Origin of the sequence: Pseudomonas silensiensis, assembly GCF_050434865.1 — a bacterium.
Taxonomy (GTDB): domain Bacteria; phylum Pseudomonadota; class Gammaproteobacteria; order Pseudomonadales; family Pseudomonadaceae; genus Aquipseudomonas; species Aquipseudomonas fluorescens_W.
Genome location: NZ_JBNDJH010000005.1, coordinates 243785 through 260816, shown reverse-complemented (window position 1 = coordinate 260816; position 17032 = coordinate 243785). Strand labels below are relative to the sequence as shown.

General features: G+C 55.1%; 20 protein-coding genes and 1 pseudogene. 12 read left to right on the top strand and 9 right to left on the bottom strand.

Translation table 11 applies throughout. From position 1 onward, the window contains the following. Positions 1–45 precede the first annotated feature (45 nt). A complete protein-coding gene (locus QF010_RS09720) occupies positions 46–1107 on the top strand; it encodes a beta family protein (protein WP_429533008.1) in 1062 nt (353 codons plus the stop codon). Here the strand turns inward: QF010_RS09720 and QF010_RS09715 are convergent. Then, positions 1059–1655, bottom strand: coding sequence for a sce7726 family protein (locus tag QF010_RS09715; RefSeq protein WP_429533007.1), 597 nt, complete (start codon positions 1653–1655; stop codon positions 1059–1061). The genes QF010_RS09720 and QF010_RS09715 overlap by 49 nt on opposite strands. Before the next feature lie 306 nt (positions 1656–1961). Here QF010_RS09715 and QF010_RS09710 point away from each other — a divergent pair, with 306 nt between their 5' ends. Further along, on the top strand, positions 1962–2234 hold the full coding sequence (locus QF010_RS09710) for a hypothetical protein (RefSeq protein ID WP_429533006.1): 273 nt from the start codon (positions 1962–1964) through the stop codon (positions 2232–2234). Between the two features lie 414 nt (positions 2235–2648). Here QF010_RS09710 and QF010_RS09705 read toward each other — a convergent pair whose 3' ends face one another. Both QF010_RS09705 and QF010_RS09700 read right to left on the bottom strand, forming a co-directional pair. Further along, on the bottom strand, positions 2649–3212 hold the full coding sequence (locus QF010_RS09705; RefSeq protein WP_429533005.1) for a histidine phosphatase family protein: 564 nt from the start codon (positions 3210–3212) through the stop codon (positions 2649–2651). 114 nt (positions 3213–3326) lie between these two features. After that, entirely contained in the window at positions 3327–4181 is an 855-nt protein-coding gene (locus QF010_RS09700) for a LysR substrate-binding domain-containing protein (protein WP_429510436.1), read from the bottom strand. Positions 4182–4287: 106 nt separating this feature from the next. Between QF010_RS09700 and QF010_RS09695 the strand changes: the two genes are divergently transcribed. Then, positions 4288–4944: an FMN-dependent NADH-azoreductase gene (locus QF010_RS09695; RefSeq protein ID WP_429533004.1), complete on the top strand. Its 657-nt coding sequence runs from the start codon at positions 4288–4290 to the stop codon at positions 4942–4944. Between the two features lie 26 nt (positions 4945–4970). Here the strand turns inward: QF010_RS09695 and QF010_RS09690 are convergent, their stop codons facing one another. Then, the gene (locus QF010_RS09690; protein ID WP_429533003.1) at positions 4971–5297 is read right to left on the bottom strand and encodes an AzlD domain-containing protein; all 327 of its coding nucleotides are present in this window, start codon (positions 5295–5297) and stop codon (positions 4971–4973) included. After that, positions 5294–6034 (bottom strand): AzlC family ABC transporter permease, encoded by a 741-nt coding sequence (locus QF010_RS09685; RefSeq protein WP_429533002.1) that lies wholly within the window; start codon positions 6032–6034, stop codon positions 5294–5296. The genes QF010_RS09690 and QF010_RS09685 overlap by 4 nt, the downstream gene beginning before the upstream one ends. 135 nt (positions 6035–6169) lie before the next feature. Between QF010_RS09685 and QF010_RS09680 the strand changes: the two genes are divergently transcribed. After that, complete coding sequence (locus tag QF010_RS09680; protein ID WP_429533001.1) at positions 6170–7123, top strand: LysR substrate-binding domain-containing protein; 954 nt, start codon at positions 6170–6172, stop codon at positions 7121–7123. A gap of 2 nt (positions 7124–7125) precedes the next feature. Here the strand turns inward: QF010_RS09680 and QF010_RS09675 are convergent, their stop codons facing one another. Together QF010_RS09675 and QF010_RS09670 are read right to left on the bottom strand one after the other, a co-directional pair. Then, positions 7126–7473, bottom strand: coding sequence for a cupin domain-containing protein (locus QF010_RS09675; protein WP_429510440.1), 348 nt, complete (start codon positions 7471–7473; stop codon positions 7126–7128). A gap of 267 nt (positions 7474–7740) precedes the next feature. After that, the gene (locus QF010_RS09670; RefSeq protein ID WP_429533000.1) at positions 7741–8958 is read right to left on the bottom strand and encodes an MFS transporter; all 1218 of its coding nucleotides are present in this window, start codon (positions 8956–8958) and stop codon (positions 7741–7743) included. Positions 8959–9087: 129 nt separating this feature from the next. Here QF010_RS09670 and QF010_RS09665 point away from each other — a divergent pair, with 129 nt between their 5' ends. From QF010_RS09665 to QF010_RS09650, 4 genes are all read left to right on the top strand, one after another. Continuing rightward, the gene (locus QF010_RS09665) at positions 9088–9726 is read left to right on the top strand and encodes a TetR/AcrR family transcriptional regulator (RefSeq protein ID WP_033060135.1); all 639 of its coding nucleotides are present in this window, start codon (positions 9088–9090) and stop codon (positions 9724–9726) included. A gap of 239 nt (positions 9727–9965) precedes the next feature. Then, positions 9966–10328 carry a DUF6463 family protein gene (locus tag QF010_RS09660; RefSeq protein ID WP_429532999.1) on the top strand — a complete coding sequence of 121 codons (363 nt, stop codon included), beginning with the start codon at positions 9966–9968 and terminating at the stop codon, positions 10326–10328. A 338-nt stretch (positions 10329–10666) separates the two neighbouring features. Further along, positions 10667–11680: an acyltransferase family protein gene (locus tag QF010_RS09655; protein ID WP_429532998.1), complete on the top strand. Its 1014-nt coding sequence runs from the start codon at positions 10667–10669 to the stop codon at positions 11678–11680. A gap of 42 nt (positions 11681–11722) precedes the next feature. Then, positions 11723–12655 (top strand): transporter, encoded by a 933-nt coding sequence (locus QF010_RS09650; protein WP_033060130.1) that lies wholly within the window; start codon positions 11723–11725, stop codon positions 12653–12655. Between the two features lie 75 nt (positions 12656–12730). Here QF010_RS09650 and QF010_RS09645 read toward each other — a convergent pair whose 3' ends face one another. Then, positions 12731–13684: a sensor domain-containing diguanylate cyclase gene (locus QF010_RS09645; protein WP_033060128.1), complete on the bottom strand. Its 954-nt coding sequence runs from the start codon at positions 13682–13684 to the stop codon at positions 12731–12733. A 3-nt stretch (positions 13685–13687) separates the two neighbouring features. Continuing rightward, complete coding sequence (locus QF010_RS09640; protein ID WP_429532997.1) at positions 13688–14701, bottom strand: response regulator; 1014 nt, start codon at positions 14699–14701, stop codon at positions 13688–13690. 164 nt (positions 14702–14865) lie between these two features. Here QF010_RS09640 and QF010_RS09635 point away from each other — a divergent pair, with 164 nt between their 5' ends. The 4 genes and pseudogenes from QF010_RS09635 to QF010_RS09620 all read left to right on the top strand — a co-directional run bounded on the left by QF010_RS09635 (position 14866) and on the right by QF010_RS09620 (position 16914). Further along, positions 14866–15291 carry a GNAT family N-acetyltransferase gene (locus QF010_RS09635; RefSeq protein ID WP_429532996.1) on the top strand — a complete coding sequence of 142 codons (426 nt, stop codon included), beginning with the start codon at positions 14866–14868 and terminating at the stop codon, positions 15289–15291. A gap of 127 nt (positions 15292–15418) precedes the next feature. Next, a complete protein-coding gene (locus QF010_RS09630; RefSeq protein WP_429510445.1) occupies positions 15419–16159 on the top strand; it encodes a Mut7-C RNAse domain-containing protein in 741 nt (246 codons plus the stop codon). Between the two features lie 74 nt (positions 16160–16233). Continuing rightward, positions 16234–16422, top strand: a pseudogene (locus tag QF010_RS09625) (dienelactone hydrolase); the annotation flags it as partial. A gap of 60 nt (positions 16423–16482) precedes the next feature. Next, the gene (locus tag QF010_RS09620; RefSeq protein WP_429532995.1) at positions 16483–16914 is read left to right on the top strand and encodes a hypothetical protein; all 432 of its coding nucleotides are present in this window, start codon (positions 16483–16485) and stop codon (positions 16912–16914) included. Positions 16915–17032: the final 118 nt, after the last annotated feature.

Sequence of the window (17032 nt, the reverse complement as noted above, 5' to 3'; positions counted from 1 at the left end):
CCCAGCTCTAGTCGAGCTTCGCTCCACCACCAAAGGAAGGTACGCATGCTTTACATACCGTGTATGAAGGTAGGTCAAAACGATGTAAAGGCACTGATAAATCTGGAAGAGGATCGTAAGAAATTAGTGTCACCACTTCTCAACATGAGAGGTAAAGAACGCAATCTTAACGACTTTCTTGTGAGCTGGGGCGATCATCCATATTTGATGGACGTGTCCAGATCGCCACAAGATATCGCAGAGGAAGTCATAGCAGAAAGGGATCTACACAACCCTACCAATCACTTCGAAAAAAAACGCGTCTGGCTCGCCGAATTAAAAGCTAAAAATAACTCACTAATACCAGTTGTGTCCTGGCTCGACACGGACAACTCGCGAGACGTAATACAACAAGCCAGACTACTACTAATAGACTTTGAAACCATAGCCATCAGAGTTATTTGCTCTGCAGAAATAACAGGCGCCAGCTGGGACAGAGCAATAAGTATTCTTGACGCCATAGCCACCCCAGAAAAAATAATTGTAATACTGGACTTTGGGGACAAATCTCCGGTATCCACCATTAACGGCGGCACACTTGACCATATCTTATCTACCTTGGATCTCTACGGGGTTCACAGCGCGTCTCTAATTAGCTCATCCTTCCCGAGTCAGAAGCCTCAATCAGGAAGTTCCAGCACAGCAACTTGTCACGACATAGTTTGGCAAACTGAAGCAAAACAACTGAACACCTCTATAAATTTAATCTACGGCGACTATGCAGGCACAAATCCTGGCGCCGCTATAGAATATATTCCAGGCATGGCTGTCATACCTTTCGCCAGTTATTACGCACCTAATGAATGGTGGCTGAAGAGACTAGGAAGAGATAAAGAATTTGAAAACTACGTTCAGCTAGCAAGAGACATTCGCCAGTTACCCGACTACCACGGCGATGATTTTTGCTGGGCAAACAGAGAATACGGACGGATCAATCAAACAAATGAAAAGTATGGAAATAATGGAGTATGGAACGGTCTAAGAGCGAACCAACATATTTGTGCAACGCTTCAGTTTCTTCAGCATGAAGATAATGGCGACAGCATCTCCATCGACGACATATTCTGACACTCAGAGTATCGAACCTTAAGTCTACTTAAAACCTTATCTCGAATAAGCTCCCACTCTAGCGCCTCGGCCACTTCGAGGCGCACTTCCTTTATCCTCATAGTACTTTTCGTTTTAAGCTGAAACTCCTTACAGATTTCATCTAATTCCGTTCGCCACAAAAGCCCAGTAAGGGTAAATTTATCGCCAAATTTATTGGGTGCAGCCTTCCTAACAACAGCGATAGATCCAAGGTCGTCAATTACGAGAATTCCGACACTTCTGTGAGTGATGCCGAATGCTTTCTCTATATGTTTGGAATGACAGCAGAGCCAAACCTGATCAAAGCAACTGAGGTAGGCATCTTGCTGGCCTTCCCATCTGGACAGGCTATCTGCGGCAGATTTAATTTCAAATGCCGTTAGCTGACCGTTCGCGTGTACGAGGTCTGCACGCCTTGATTTATTAACGAAGCAAAGCTCTCCGATGAAAACATCGTCTTCGGCATGAGGCATGGTCTTGGCGACCCATGTCTTGAGTAATTCGCGGATATGTTCTGGATTGTGCATGGCGAAGGAGTATAGCTTCTCTCCCCTTCGAAGCCTATGCGCGTGGAGCTCGATCTGAGGAGTGATAGCTTCCAAAAAAAGTATCTGAGGCCATCAAAATTTCCTTGGCTAGGGCGTTACCTTCGCTAAAGGTCATCGAATGCTTCTCCAATTTACATCCACTTACATGTCTTACACGAATATCAGCAATCGCGACCTAGATAGCCACAGCAACAGGATTTATAGTCCCCCGTCGCTCACCAGCGACCAGGTTTGGCGACCTGCTGATCGAGTCAGTCCTCATAAATCTGATTCGGAGTTTCACCTATGGAAAGATACATGCCCCTCACCGGAATCGACCTGAGCCCGGCCTCCCTGCTCATCGACACCCAAGCCCCACTCGACGTCCTGCAAGCCATGGCCGATTACCGCATTCGCACAGTCACGCAGGTGCTGGAAAACATCGCCTACCGCGCCGAACTCGGTTGCGACACGGTGGTGTTGAAAGACTTTTCTCAGCTGTTAGTCATTCCGTTACGTGACGGCTGTGACTTGATGGACGTGATCGGTCGACGCTTACGAGCGCAGGTGAAGGAGTAAGTAAAAACGGGCGCCTCAATGGGCGCCCGTTTTCTGCAATTGCGATCTGTGCATAAACGCTGCTGACAGAGCCTTTCGTGAGCCCATTGACCGAAGTCATTTCACAAAAAATATGTGAAATAAAATGTGAAGATAATTTTGTTTTAAGAGCCTACAAAATCTCTGGAGGCCAGTAAATTAGCGCCTCTTCATCAAGTCAGTATGTGAAATAAAATGTGAAGCCTTTCATACGGCAAAGCCGCTATGTGCGGTCGGCCATGGTTAGGGCAATGGATGAAATGAAAACGGGCGCCATCAAGGCGCCCGTTTTTTGTGTCCGCAAACAAAGAGCTGCGCCAGCATCCACCGAACTGTCAGCGTCTGGCGAATACGCGCCAGGCAATATCCGTCATTTGGTTAATCAAAATATATGCCTCAACCATGACTCGTTCGGTAGGTCGCAGCGCTCCAGTATCGATTGCCGGTACTTGTATGGCGAGTCCACCCAGCAGCTTCCAGCTGCTTTGCGATCATTCGGTTCATGAATCCATGACCGAGCAGAAGAACTGAACCTTCACAGCTAAGGGACTGAAGTCGTTGTGCTGCCTCAATGGCCCGCACCCTCGCCTTGCGGGCAGACTCAACATTCCCGGAGAAACCGCATAACCATAAAATACGAAGAATAAATGCCCACGTGAATGGTGAAAGTCGTGGCAGTGCCCATCGTCCATAGGGTAACTGTGCCTCGCAAAAAATCTCATCCACGGTGGTGGGTTGAAGGCCCAAGGCCCGGACAGATGTGAGCGCACGGGGCGCGCTGCTTGAGACAATTACTTTGGCGGTAGCGGCCAGTTCCAAACTCGCTTTAGGGGCAGGCTGGTTCGCAATTTCGGATAAGTCGTATTGCTCAATCCAGCGCTTCATACCAAGTGCTGAAACCTTGTCGAGCGTAGCCAGATTCGGCTGACCATGACGCATTAAGATAATTTCTTTGCCCACTGGAATCACGTCCTTGATTTAGCGAACGGAATGCTCGTGCCTGAGCAATCCTGTTTAACGGAGCGCAATAATAACCGCTACCCGAGACGCTCAAGCAAGCCCTTGAAATGACAATCAAGCCCTCCGCGTAGAGCAATACTCCAAAATAACCTGAATAACCGCAGCCACAATCCCCCGATCCGCGTCAGGCGATGTAAACAGCCGACATTGCGCATCCGGCAAATCCGGCAACCCATGCTCTACCCCAACAACCGCCAATCCTTGCCCCAACTGACTGAGTGGCATGGGCGCTACCGCGAAGCCTGCCAGCGCCGCCGCCCGTAACCCGGCGGTGCTGCTGCATAACATCGCCGTGCGTTGGGCGATCCCCGCCTGGGCCAGCCTTGTCAGCGCGGCCTCGCGATAAGGGCACGGCTCGGGGAATAGGGCCAGCGGCAACGGCGTGGGTAACCGGGCGACGGGTTGCGCGGACCAGGCCCACACCAGCGGTTCTTGCCATAGCAACAGCCCCGCTTCGCTGGTTTCGCACAGCGAACCGATGACCACTTCCAGGTGCCCTTGCTTCATCAGCGCCAGCAACGTACCGGGAATGTTCACCTGCACCTCGATCTCCATCCCAGGGTACTGCGCTGCGAAATCCTGAACGGTGCGCAGTAATCGAGACTCGACAAAATCTTCGGACACGCCGATCCGCAGTCGCCCGTGAAACGGCGTGCGTGTCAGGTCTGCCCAGGCATCACGGTTGAGCGCGAGGATCGTGCGCGCATAGGAGACCAGGCGCTCGCCATCGGCCGTCAGTTGCTGGGAACGGGTGGTGCGCGTCAGCAGGGGTTTACCAATCTGTTCTTCCAGTCGCCGCACATGGCCACTGACCGCCGACTGAGTCAGGTGCAGCTTCTGGGCGGCACGGCTGAAGCCGTCTTCATCGACGACGGTGACAAATGTCTTGAGCAGCAGAGCATCGAACATAGTTTTATACGTGATTAATCAAGTAGGATTTTACGATTTATATTTCAAATACAGCTATGTTGCAATGCTCACACCTGCCCTGCTCCCCCATCATTCAAGGTGTGCCATGACGACTCTTCTCCATATTCAATGTTCTCCACGCAAGCAGCGTTCGGCTTCCCTTGAAGTCGCCCGCAGCTTCATTGCACGTTATCAAGCAAACACCCCAGACACCGAAATCATCACCCTCGACCTCTGGAACATGGCGCTGCCGGAATTCGATGATCTGGCCATGGAGGCCAAATACGCCGGGCTCAATGGCACGCCGTTGACGACCGCACAACAAGACGCCTGGAACACGCTGAAAGAGTTGGCCAGTCACCTGCACCGCGCGGATGTACTGGTGATGTCCGTACCGCTGTGGAATTTCAGCATCCCGTACAAACTCAAGCACTTCATCGACCTGGTATCGCAGAAAGACATTCTGTTCAGCGTTGACCCGGAACGCGGTCTGGAAGGCATGTTGCACAATAAACTCGCCGTGGTGATGTACGCCCGTGGTCTGGATTTTTCGGCGCAGTCGAGCACATCGGCGGCGCGCTTCGACTTCCAGAAGCCCTACGTGGAGGCCTGGCTGAAATTTATCGGCATCACGGATGTGCATTCGGTGATTGTGGAGAAAACCATCCTGGGGGAAGACGTTGATCTGCGCGCACGTGAGGACGCAACTCGGCAGGCCAGGTGCCTGGCAGACAATTTGTCGCTGACGGCCCCCTGCTGTTGAGGCCGTCCCGGCTGCTCATCGACTCATTACACACCGAAAAACCTGAATAGCCACAACCCTCCCATACCGACCGCCAGCGTCAGGACCGTATTGCGAGTCTGCCAGGCGACCCAGGCTGCAATTATGGCGGCGGGTATCTGGGGGTTGTTCAACACGAATTCACCCTGCCCGTTGGGGTACACCACGGCGGGCAGTACAAGGGCCGCCAGCACACTCGCCGGTACGTAAAGCAAGGCCCGGCTCAGCACTGACGGGATGCGCAACCGGCCGTACAGTTCGACAAAAGAAAGGCGCATCGCGAACGTTCCCAAACCAGCCGCCAGGAACACCCCCCACAAGGCTAGATCACTCATGGTGTCTCCCTCTCGACGTCATGGGTCAGCGCATCGCTCAATGGGCGCTTGCGAACACTCTCGATCAACAGACCCGCCATGACACCGCCGATGGAAGCGGTTATCAGCCCGAGGTTATAGGGCATATTGACCGCCAACACGGCGATCAGCCCGCCGGCCGAGGCAGCGGCCAGGCTAGCCGCGCTACGGATGCCGGGAACCAGAAGCGCCAGAAACGAAAGCGGTATGGCGAAGCTCAATGACCAGGTCTCAGGGATGCTTGCGCCCAGGTAGATGCCCGCCAATACCGACAATTGCCACGACAGCCACATGGCAGAGGCAGTGCCGGCATAGTAGTGGTGTGCGAATTGACCCAGCTCGCCAGAGGAAAGTTTGAGACTGCACAGTGCGTAGGACTGGTCAGAAAGCATGTAGGACAGCGGCCACGTCCAGCGCCGGGGCAAGTGGTGCAGATGGGGTGCCAATGAGGCGCTGTACATGATGAAGCGCAAGTTGATGACCAGGGCCGTCACCACAATCGCCAGCGGCACAACGCCCGTATGGAGCAGTTGCAGTGCAACCATCTGGGCGGACCCGGAGTAGAACAGCAGCGTCATGCCCATGGTCGTGCCGGGCGACATGCCCATGTTGATCGCCATGACCCCCGTCAGCAAACCGAAAGGAACGACACCGGGACTCAATGGAATGAGCGCCCGGACACCTTGCATGAACGCTTCCCTTCCTGATTGGTACGGCATGTCGTCTCCTTGTTTTTGTGTGCGCGGCGCGGGTTCGATTGGCCGTGGTCCGCAGCCCATCGTGCGGTAGAGTGTGGACCCGGAGCCCAATGGGCAGAACCGACTTTTTTTTCGAGAATACAGGTAGTTTTTGTTATGGCTAAAAGCTCCCAGCCTGATCAGGCCCTGCTCTCAATGCCGTCCTTCAAGGCCATGAGATCCTTCGTGGCCGCCGCCAAGTATCGGAACTTCACCAGGGCCGCCGAGGCGTTGTGCGTCACGCAGGCGGCGATCAGCCGTCAGATTCGCGAGCTTGAGCTCTACTTGGGGACCGAGTTGTTCACCCGTACCGGGAGGGAAGTCAGGCTAACGGCATCGGGCACCACACTCTTCGATGCTGCACAGCTGTCTCTGCTCAACATCTTTCAAGCGACTGAAAGAATCCGCCGGGAAAAAAGCGATAAGCGCACGCTGACCCTTTGCTGCTCACCCGCCTTGTCGGCGCTTTGGCTATCCCACCGACTGAAAGACTTCTTCAGCGCCCATCCCGATGTCGACCTGAATATCATCACCACCCAGCATTTTCTGGTGATGGAGCCTGGGATAAATCCGGATATATTCATCACCAAGAACAGTGATCTGCGCCCCGGCTATCTGCGGATACCCTTGTTCCATGAAGTCGTCTATCCCGTGTGCACGCCTCGTTATCTGGAGGCGCATCCAGAACTGAAAACCCTGGAGGGCATGCGCAACAGCGTACTGCTGGATTTGAACCCTTATGGACGTTCCCAACTGTCAGAACAGGTCGACTGGAATGTGTGGTTCGCTTTCCAGTCCCACGATCTACAGATCCCGGCCTCGGAAAACCCGCACTACTTCAGCAGCAATGACTACAGCCTGCTCGTGCAAATGGCGCTGGATGATCAAGGCATCGCCTTGGGCTGGGATCATTTGGTGAGGCATCTGGTGCAGCAGGGGCGCCTGGTTCGGCCGGTGACGGAAGAACTGACGCTCAGGGAATCGGTTCAGTATCTGATGATCAATGAGACGAAGGCAGAGGATCCGGCGTGTGGGCGTTTGAAGGATTGGCTGGTTGCTCAGTTCAAGTGAAGTCAGGACTGGATACTGACAATATCGACCGAGATCTCCACCGCCGCAATCGTGCCTCTGTTCTCAAGCCAGTGTGTGGTGTTCCTGTCCTCGGGCCAGCCCACTCCCGGCCCATAATCCGTGGCGACGCCATTTCGATGGTCAGTGATCGTGCCTTGCAGAATGTAGACGGTGCCGGGTCTGTCTATATGGTTGTGAATCGGCCCGAAGACGCCTCCAGGCTCGATGGTCACCCTGCGCATTCTAAGTTGGCGCCCTGCCATACCCTCGATCTCAGGCCCCAGGTCAATGGCTGCCAGTAACGTCACCGTAACGCCTTTCGTCTCAGGTGCCGCCTGTTCGGTGCTCATCGCGCGCTCCCCTCTGTATGTACGAGCCTGACTAGAAGTAGAGACGATAAAAGGTGTGATCAGTGGGGAGGCGACAAAGGGTTGATTGTCGCCTTTCGCAACAGGCCGTTATCGGCCAGAGGCGGACATACGTAACCAACAGAAAGCGGTACCCTGAGACTAAGATCGCATCGCTTAAGTGACTGGGTTTTACAAGGGAGCTTTACCAGATGAAAACCTACCATCGATTTAAGGCCGCCCCCTCAGATAGCCGTTTTTTCATGGGGTTCAGTGCCCCGCAACCCCAGGCCTGCCAGCCGCACGCGGGCCCGATTTGAAGCCGTGAACCCGAGCGCTCCAGACAATTGCAAACCCCACGCCCACCAACACCACCATTGCCCATGGAAAAGAGGCGACGCCCCACCTATCCAGCAACACCCCACCCACCACACCACTCCCCGCAATCGCACTATTCCAGGCCACCACATTCAACGACAACGCCACATCCGCCCCCTCCCCGGCCGCGTCCGCCAGTGCCGTTTGCAGCAACGTCGCCGCCCCACCGAAGCTCAACCCCCAAACCGCTACGCCGATGTAGATCACCTCAGGCACGCTACCCAAAAAACCTAACATCACGCAAACCGCCGCAAACGCTGCCAAGCTCACCAACACAGTCTTGCGCAACAATGGCTCAACCAATTTGGCAGTCACCCAAATCCCCACCAACGCCGCAATACCAAACACCAACAACACCAAATCCACTTGATCCCCCAGCCCCGCCGACGCCACAAACGGTGCGATGTAGGTGTAGAGAATGTTGTGTGCCAGCATCCAGCTGATCACCACCGCTAGCACAGGTTGTACGCCCGGCGTGGTCAACACGGCGCGCAGCGACATGCGCTGGTGCGCAGCTTGGGGTGGGTAGTCAGGGACTTTCACCAGTACCCAGGCGATCAGTACCAGAGTCAGGGCCGACATGATGCCGAAGGTGGTGCGCCAACCCACGAGGCCGCCGAGCCAGGTGCCGAGGGGCACGCCCAGGGACAGAGCAATCGGTGTGCCGACCATGGCCAGCGCCAGCGCCTTGCCCTGTTGATGGGGCGCAACCATGCGGCGTGCGTAGCCGGCCAGCAGGCTCCAGGCCAACCCCGCCGCGACACCGGCGAAGAAGCGCGCCACCAGAGTCACGCCGTAATGGGATGACAGCGCAGTGATGGAATTGAACAGCAAGAAACCGACGATGGTCAGCAGCAGCACGTTACGGCGGCGCCAGTCGCGGGTGGCGATGGTCATGGGGATGACCGCCAGCACCGAACCCAGAGCGTAAGCGGTGACCATCTGGCCGGCCATGGAGGGGGAAATCGCCAGGCCTTCGCTGATCAGCGGTAACAGGCCAGCGGGCAGGGTTTCGGTGACGATGCAGATGAAGCCGGTCATGGCCAGAGCAAGCAACGCGCCGATGGGCAGGCGGTCGGGTGCTGCCGATAAGGTGATTGAGGGTGTCACGGGAGACTCCTTGAGCGAGGACTTCAGATTTAAATACTGATCGATACAAATGTTGAGGGCAGCCAGCGCTTGTTGTCAACGACTTATGTATCGACTAGTATTTATCTCGTTATTCAGAGGAGCCTTTAAATGGCGCAAATGGGCCGCCCCCGCACCTTCGACCGCGACCACGCCGTGGAACAGGCCTTGCACCTGTTTTGGCAACAAGGCTACGACGCAACCTCCCTCGCTCAGTTGAAAGCCGGACTCGGTGGCGGGATCTCCGCGCCGAGTTTTTACGCGGCGTTCGGTTCCAAGGAAGCGTTGTTTGATGAGTGTGTGCAGCGTTACCTGGCGACCTTCGCCCAGGTCACCGAATGCCTGTGGGACGAGAGCCTGCCGCCACGCCAGGCCATCGAGACAGCGCTGCGCCAGTCGGCGCGCATGCAGTGTGAAGAAGGCCATCCCAAGGGCTGCATGGTGACCCTCGGCATGATGAGCGCGCCCAGCCCAGAGAATGCGCGGGTGGTCGATGCCCTGACCCAATCTCGCGCCCGCACTCGCGCGGGGATTTTGGCGTGTGTTGAGCGGGGTGTCAGTGCCGGTCAGTTGCCGGGCAATATTTACGCGCCCGCGATGGCTACGGTGTTCGACAGTTTCTTGCAGGGTGTTTCCATCCTTGCTCGGGATAACACGCAGCATGGGGTCATTGATGCGGCCATCACCCAGATAATGCTGACGTGGGACATGGCTGCCTCTACTGTGCCGCCCACCTATTGCAATGGTTAAAAGGGGCTGATCGATTTAGCCAATCTGCGTCGATCGGTTGAATCCACAGTCGATTGATGCCGGTGATGACTGGTAGAGAACGGTCAAAAAGTCGACGGTGGACACGGTGATGGCAAATGGGTAGCTTCATTCGCGGGCAGCAGCCCTTGCCGTCACCCATGTTGCGTTTCTCCCTGAGCAATGTCGCATTTGCCGTGACCACTTCTAAGCCAACCTCGCCGTTACGGAGCATATAAGACATGTCCAACATCGTCGCATGGACCCTGTTCGCCCTGGGTGTCCTCCATATTCCGTTCGGTATTATCAAGTTCAAAACAGCATTCGCCGCCGCTGTAGACTCTGGCTTCGTTGACCAATTCAAAGCGCACGAAGATCGGCGTACTGCCCTCTGGTTTACCATGCTGGGGCCGCTTTTTATGCTCGCAGGGCAGACAGCGATTCACGCCGTAGCCGTTGGCGATCTCGCGCTACTTAAAATGGTTGGCATCTATGTGCTTATGATCTCGATCATTTGCGTCATTGCTGTTCCAAAATCGGGGTTCTGGGCAACGCTGCTGATTTCTCCGCTGATCATCGCGGCAGGGTATGGCTTGTACGCCTGACAAACGGTTCATCCTTCACGATAGGCAACAATCGGCCAAAAGCCGCCGGTAGGGTATCTACCAAAAAGTGGGCGATTCACTTAGCGCCATGCCATCAAGCAACGTCAAACAAGCAACGTCAAAAACCCGGTCATTTAGCGAATTCCTCGCGCCTGGAATTTTTTCATGGCGTGAAGTGTAAAGCGCAAAAGGTGTCCTAGACTTCAGGCTTAAATGGTCTGATTTCATGAATTGTTCACCGCTGTAACTACTGGGTTTTTATATGAATTCAGACAGTCTTCAGTCGCAGCGCTGCCTTTATAGAATGCCCTCTATCGACCTAAGAGCGGGATGCCAATATGAATAGTGTTTCCGGAGAGGGCTCTCGATTCAACGTACTTGATGGATGGCGCGGCATAAGCATCTTGCTTGTCTTGGCGTGCCACCTGCTACCACTTGGCCCAAAGCCTTGGCAATTTAATGCCGCCGCAGGCGTTATGGGAATGGCTATATTTTTTACGCTATCGGGTTTCCTGATAACAAACTTTCTGCTCAACAACAGCAGCGTCGTTGATTTTTTAATCCGCCGAATCTTTCGGGTTGTGCCGCTCGCCTGGTTGTACATGCTCATTGCTTTGCCTGTCATGAACAGCACTCCGGATTTCTACATCACAAACTTCCTGTTCGTTGCCAACTGGCCGCCTATGTGGCTTGGCAGTGTCAATGGCCACCTGTGGAGTTTGTGCATGGAGGTCCAGTTTTATTTCGCCATCGCTTTACTGGTCGTTCTGATGAGAAACAAGTGGGTAATGCTAATCCCTTGTCTCTGCATCGCCGTCACGATGTACCGAGTCATGAATGATGTCCATGTCGCAATCAACACTTATTACCGCATTGATGAAATACTTTCCGGCTGCATACTTGCACTGATCTACAACAATAGACTGGGCAACATCCTTGCCAAACTTCCGACACAAACGGCGATCACACAAATATTTTTATTTCTCCTGTTTGTCTTGTCCTGCCATCCCGATGCGGGCTTCATGAACTACTTCCGCCCCTATCTTGCCGCAGCCATGGTGGGAAGCACATTACTCAATAGCCGGACACGAGTTGCCGTGCTTCTGAATAATCGAATTCTATTTTATATCGCCACCATTTCGTACGCTCTCTACGTTGTTCATCCGATGCTGATACACACTTGGCTGGGTAGCGGAGATACCGTCATAAAATATTTGAAACGCCCTTTGTTGTTCGCCGCCATTTTTATCACCGCGCATATCTCCACCTTCTATTATGAAAAATGGTGGATTGCTTTTGGTAAGCGATTTGCCAAGAAAGTGGCTAGCCAATCTGTTACATCGGTCGGTTGAATCCACAGTTGATTGCGGCCCTGCACGACAGGAAGCGAGCGAATGCGGATGAAACACACACTCTGCGTCGTCAGGCTGGCCCGGTTCGCATCCGCTTCGCTGATCATAGTAGCCCCCTGTGCAGTCGCAGAGGATCTCGAACCCAGGTCCTACGCCAATACGCCGGTCGGTATCAATTTCCTGCTCATGGGCTACAGCGATCTCCAGGGTAGCGTGACCGCCAACCCCTCAGTCCCACTCCAGGATGCCAAGCTCAACATCAAGACTGTCGTGTTTGCCTTTGCAAGGTCTTTGGACGTCTGGGGCCGCTCCGGGAAGTTCGATATCGTCGTGCCTGAAGCCAGATTGACGGGCTCAGCGCTGTTCGCGGGTGAACCCAGGGAGCGAAATGTTACTGGGTTGATAGATCCAAGATTCCGGTTCTCGGTCAACTTATATGGCGCCCCGGCGATGTCCCTGGCTGAGTTCCCCAGCTATCAACAGGATGTGATTATCGGCGCCAGCCTGGCAATTACGGCGCCACTTGGCCAATACGACTCCAATAAGCTGGTAAATCTCGGCAACAACCGCTGGTCATTCAAGCCTGAACTTGGGATTTCCAAGCGCCTGGGAGCCGTGACCCTGGAATTATCCGGTGCGGCAACTTTTTACACCGACAATGACCAGTACCTTGGCGACCGTACATTTTCCCAGAACCCGACTTACCAGACACAGGTGCATCTTATCTATGCCTTTAGCAACGGTGTCTGGGCCTCGCTGGATGGGACCTACTCCGCTGGCGGGAGTACCTCAGTCGATGGGGTCGGGAACCACGACTTTCAGGAAAATACACGCTATGGGGGGACGCTCTCGCTGCCGTTGAATCGAAATAACTCGCTAAAGCTGTTTGCGAGTGAAAGTGCGCATACCCGTACCGGCAGCGAATACGATGCGATTGGCATCGTCTGGCAGTATCGTTTCGGCGGAGGGCTTTGAAACTCAGGACTTACGCTACATTCCATTGATGCGTTCGGCTGCGCAGCAGTCGTAAAACCAGGCACTACGATCTATCTACTCATACACCGTCACCCGATTGCGCCCGGCCTTCTTCGACACAAACAGCGCATGGTCCGCCCAGGCGATCAGGTCGGCGTGGTTGATCGAGGGCTGGCTCAGGTCGGCCACCCCCAGACTGATGGTGAAACGGATGCTCTGGCCGTTGTACAGCACTTCCAGCCCTTCGACTGCCTTACGCAGACGCTCGGCGAAAACCCGTCCACCGGCCTTGTCGGTGTCCGAAAGCACCACGCCGAACTCTTCACCGCCATAACGCCCCGCCACATCGGTTTCGCGCACATGCTCGTGGATCAGCCTGGCGACTTCCTCGATGACCTTGTCGCCCGCCGGGTGACCATAGGTGTCGTTGACCCGCTTGAAGTGGTCGATATCCAGCATCACCAGGCTGGTGGCATTGCCATAACGCTGGTGCCGGGCATAGGCGACTTTCAGGCTTTCTTCCCAATGACCGCGGTTGTACAGGCCTGTCAGCCGATCGGTTCTGGAGAGTTGCTGCAATTGCGCATTGGCGGCCTGGAGCTGATGACGGTTGGTGGCGACGTCGGTGACGTCATAGATCACCAGGCAAATATGGTTGATTTTGCCGTCGGTGGAGCGCAGCGGTAACAGCGTGGTGTTCTGGTACATGAACTCTTCCTGGCCGGTGATCGGCTGGTAGTTCTTGAACCGCACCAGATACGGACGTTGCTCCCAGATAGTGAACGCTGGCGTGCCCAGGGTAACGACGCTTTCCACCTTGCGGCTGAACCATTGACGGTCGACTTCAGGAAACAGATTTAAGAAATTCTGATTTTGGGCGTCCTTGGGCTGCACCCCGGAGCGGTTCTCCATGAAGGTGTTCCAGACTTGCACACAATAGTCACGGTCGAGCACTACGACACCGACGTCGATGTTCTGGACAATCGCCAGCAACCAGTGAAATTCGTTCAGATCGATAGGATCGTTCATGGCTCAGTTCATCAAGTAGGCGAGTTTGTGGGTCAATCGCTCGATTGAGTCTTCCGTGAACAGCAACAACAGGTCGAAACGAATATCATGCCCTTCCAGGCTGTAGCTGATTTCCACTGCCAGGGTCTTTTTCCAGTGCTTGTGGTTGTCCCGGATCAGCTCATCGATGGTCGCGTGCTGGCCGAGGATCTGCGGGTGGCCTTGAGAAAACACCACATCGATCTGTTCGGCAATGCTGCTCAGGCAAGCACCGATCAGAACGCTGGAGAGGTCTAGCAGCATTTCCAGGTCCGAATAATCGGTGTTCTGACGCTGCATCAGTTGCGCTATGTCGGCGATTTCCGAGTCGTGAAACATCAGCAGGGCTTCGCCAGCGATGCCACTGCCGATAAACCCCTGGCAGATGGCCGTGAGTTCCTTGCAACTGCTGGCATCGGTCAGCGCCATGTGCAACTCGCCGACTTCGAGGATGTTCACGTTAGGTACTGGCAACTGCACAAAGACGCCCAACACTTTGGCTATCAGGGCGGCCGCCCGGCCGATGGCAACGTTGACCGTTTCGCGGAACACATCGTGAAAACTGATGACCGTGTTCGCTGCCGGACGACTCCCCAGCGAAGCCTGGCCGGGTTCCGTCAGTAGCCCCAGCTGACTGAGTGTCTGACGCAACTCGTTTTCGTCGAAAGGCTTTTTCAGGAACGCCAGCGCGCCCAGCTCACGCACGCGGCGCACCGCTTCTTCCTGAATGTCACCGGAGATCACGATGACTTGCGCCTTCAATCCTTCGGCGCGCAAGGCGCTCAATACCTGATAACCATCCATCTCCGGCATGGTCAGGTCGAGCAACACCACCTGCCCCAACCCCCGGCGTATGGCATCCATTGCCTCGCGACCATTACCGGCCTCGGTGACCGAAACCGGCCAGTCCGCCGGCAGTGCCCGTAGCACCTGCTTACGGGCCATGTTGGAGTCGTCACATACCAGTAGGGGAATCACTGACAAAAGATAGGCACTCATCGGCGTTGTACATCAGGGAAAGCACTACGGCCCATCATGCCCCATAAGCCTACAAAGACCACCTTATAATCAGGGTTTTATTGAGAGCGACGTCCGAGCCAATGAATATTGACTCGAATGGGATACTCTTTTGACCCGGTTGCAAAACGCTCAGGGAGAGCACCATGCCTGCACAAATCCAACTATCAGAAAATGTAACTGAAGCAGAACGCCTCGCCATTCTGACCCCACTGCTGGCCCATAATCTGGCTAACGGCGGAGACGACGCGCATGAAACATTTGCTCTGCTGCTACGAGCCCCCGACAGTGACGAAGTCATTGGCGGGCTGTACGGGAAGATCTCCTATCGATGGCTACTCATCGATCTTGTCAGCGTTCCTGAACAGATGCGGGGCCAGGGTATCGGGGAGCGGTTAATGCGCATGGCCGAAGAGATCGCGCAAAAGAAGAACTGCATTGGCATATGGCTAGAGACCTTCAGCTTTCAAGCGCCGGGGTTTTATCGAAAACTTGGGTACTCCGAGTTCGGACGCTTGGCAGATTACCCACCAGGACATACTCGACTCTATTACCAAAAGACGCTGTGCTAGCAGCGTTACTTGTTAAGGCGCAGCGCGTCGAAAGCATCTCGTGCTTGGCATGCGGTATAGGTCGTTTGCGCGGCGATTAGCCCGGCCTAGACTCGCTCATCCTTACAGCCCTGCCATACTGTTCAACATGACCAGTGCAACCTTCCGCTTCTACGAAGAGCTCAACGATTTCCTGCCGGCTGAACGGCGGCGGCAGTCCTTTACTTGTGAGTGCGCGCGAGCGGCGACGGTCAAGCACATGATCGAGGCGCTCGGGGTACCGCACACCGAGGTCGAGTTGGTGCTGCTCAACGGCGAGTCGGTGGGCTTCGAGCGGGTGATTTTCGACGGTGACCGGCTGGCGGTGTATCCCAAGTTCGAAGCGCTGGACATCAGCCCGCAGCTCAAGGTTCGGGCGCAACCTTTGCGGGTGCTGCGCTTCGTCGCTGATGCGCACCTGGGCGGGCTGGCCAACCTGCTGCGCATGAGCGGCTTCGACACCCTCTACGACAATGGCTTCGAGGATGGCGAGATCGCCGAGATCGCTGCGCAGCAAGGACGCATCGTGCTAACCCGTGACCGCGAACTGCTCAAGCGACGGATCATCAGCCACGGCTGTTACGTGCATGCCCTGAAACCGTCGCTGCAGCTGCGCGAGTTGTACGAGCGTCTCGACCTGGCGCGTAGCGCGCGGCCATTCAGCCTGTGCCTTCATTGCAACCTGCCGCTGCACGAGATCAGCCCGGAACTGGCCCGGTCGCAGGTGCCGCCACACGTTGGCATCCTCTATTCGCACTTCGTGCGCTGCGACGCCTGCCAACGGATTTACTGGGAGGGTTCGCACTGGCGCGGCATGTGTGCACTGCTCGCCCCTCTGCTGGACCGATAACACTTGTCTAATCAAGGAAGAAACGACATTGAAAATAGCTTTCGGCGCCCTGTTATTGACCTGTCTGACGACCATCGCACTCCAGCTTTTTGTCGGTGTGCAAACCTGGTGCGCAGGTATTGCTCGAAGAAGACGCACCCGGCGATGGCATCATTTGCCGGGATGGCGACAGCGCTCGCCCGCGAGAGCTGATTCAACAGCAGGTTACATCGCTGATAGCAGAGTTTCTTCAGTCATCTATCTTCAAAGAAGGCAGTTTGTAAAATCGTGCCAGGGATGAGCGCTCGGGGTCGGAAGCGGTCGCCCTTTTTCAGGAGGGTAAAATGATGCGAAGGATTATCGCAACAGGAGCGCTCTTGCTGACTTTGGGCGGGTGCGCAACATCACCTATGCGGGTTTATGAAGCGCGGCCAGTGCCAGCCAATGATATGTACGCGATCAAAAGCCAGGGCACGAACGATCCGGGTCGCCTGACCGTTCTCCGTGATGACGGGCTTTTCGGTGCGGCATGTGACGCCGTGTTCTACATTGATGGCCAGCGCGCAGCCAAGATAGGTCCCGGTCATAAGGCATCTTTCGTTTTGCCTGCCGGTGAAGTGAACCTCGGCACCGGGCTCGCCGAGTCTGGGTTATGTACGGGTGTCGCGATCAAAACTGTCGCGGCCAACATCAAGCCAGGGAAAGAAGTGATTTATCGAATCAACTGGGATACGCAAGGTTTCTCCTTGGGCCCCTACATTGAAGAGGGTCGTTGAGCCCAGACACCATCGCGGCAAGTGGAGGCGAAACATCTTTCAGCGTTCTTCGGGTGCATTACTGAGGTTTACGGGCTCGCACCGCAGCGGCCTGCTGGCCGAAAAAGTCGACGAATGA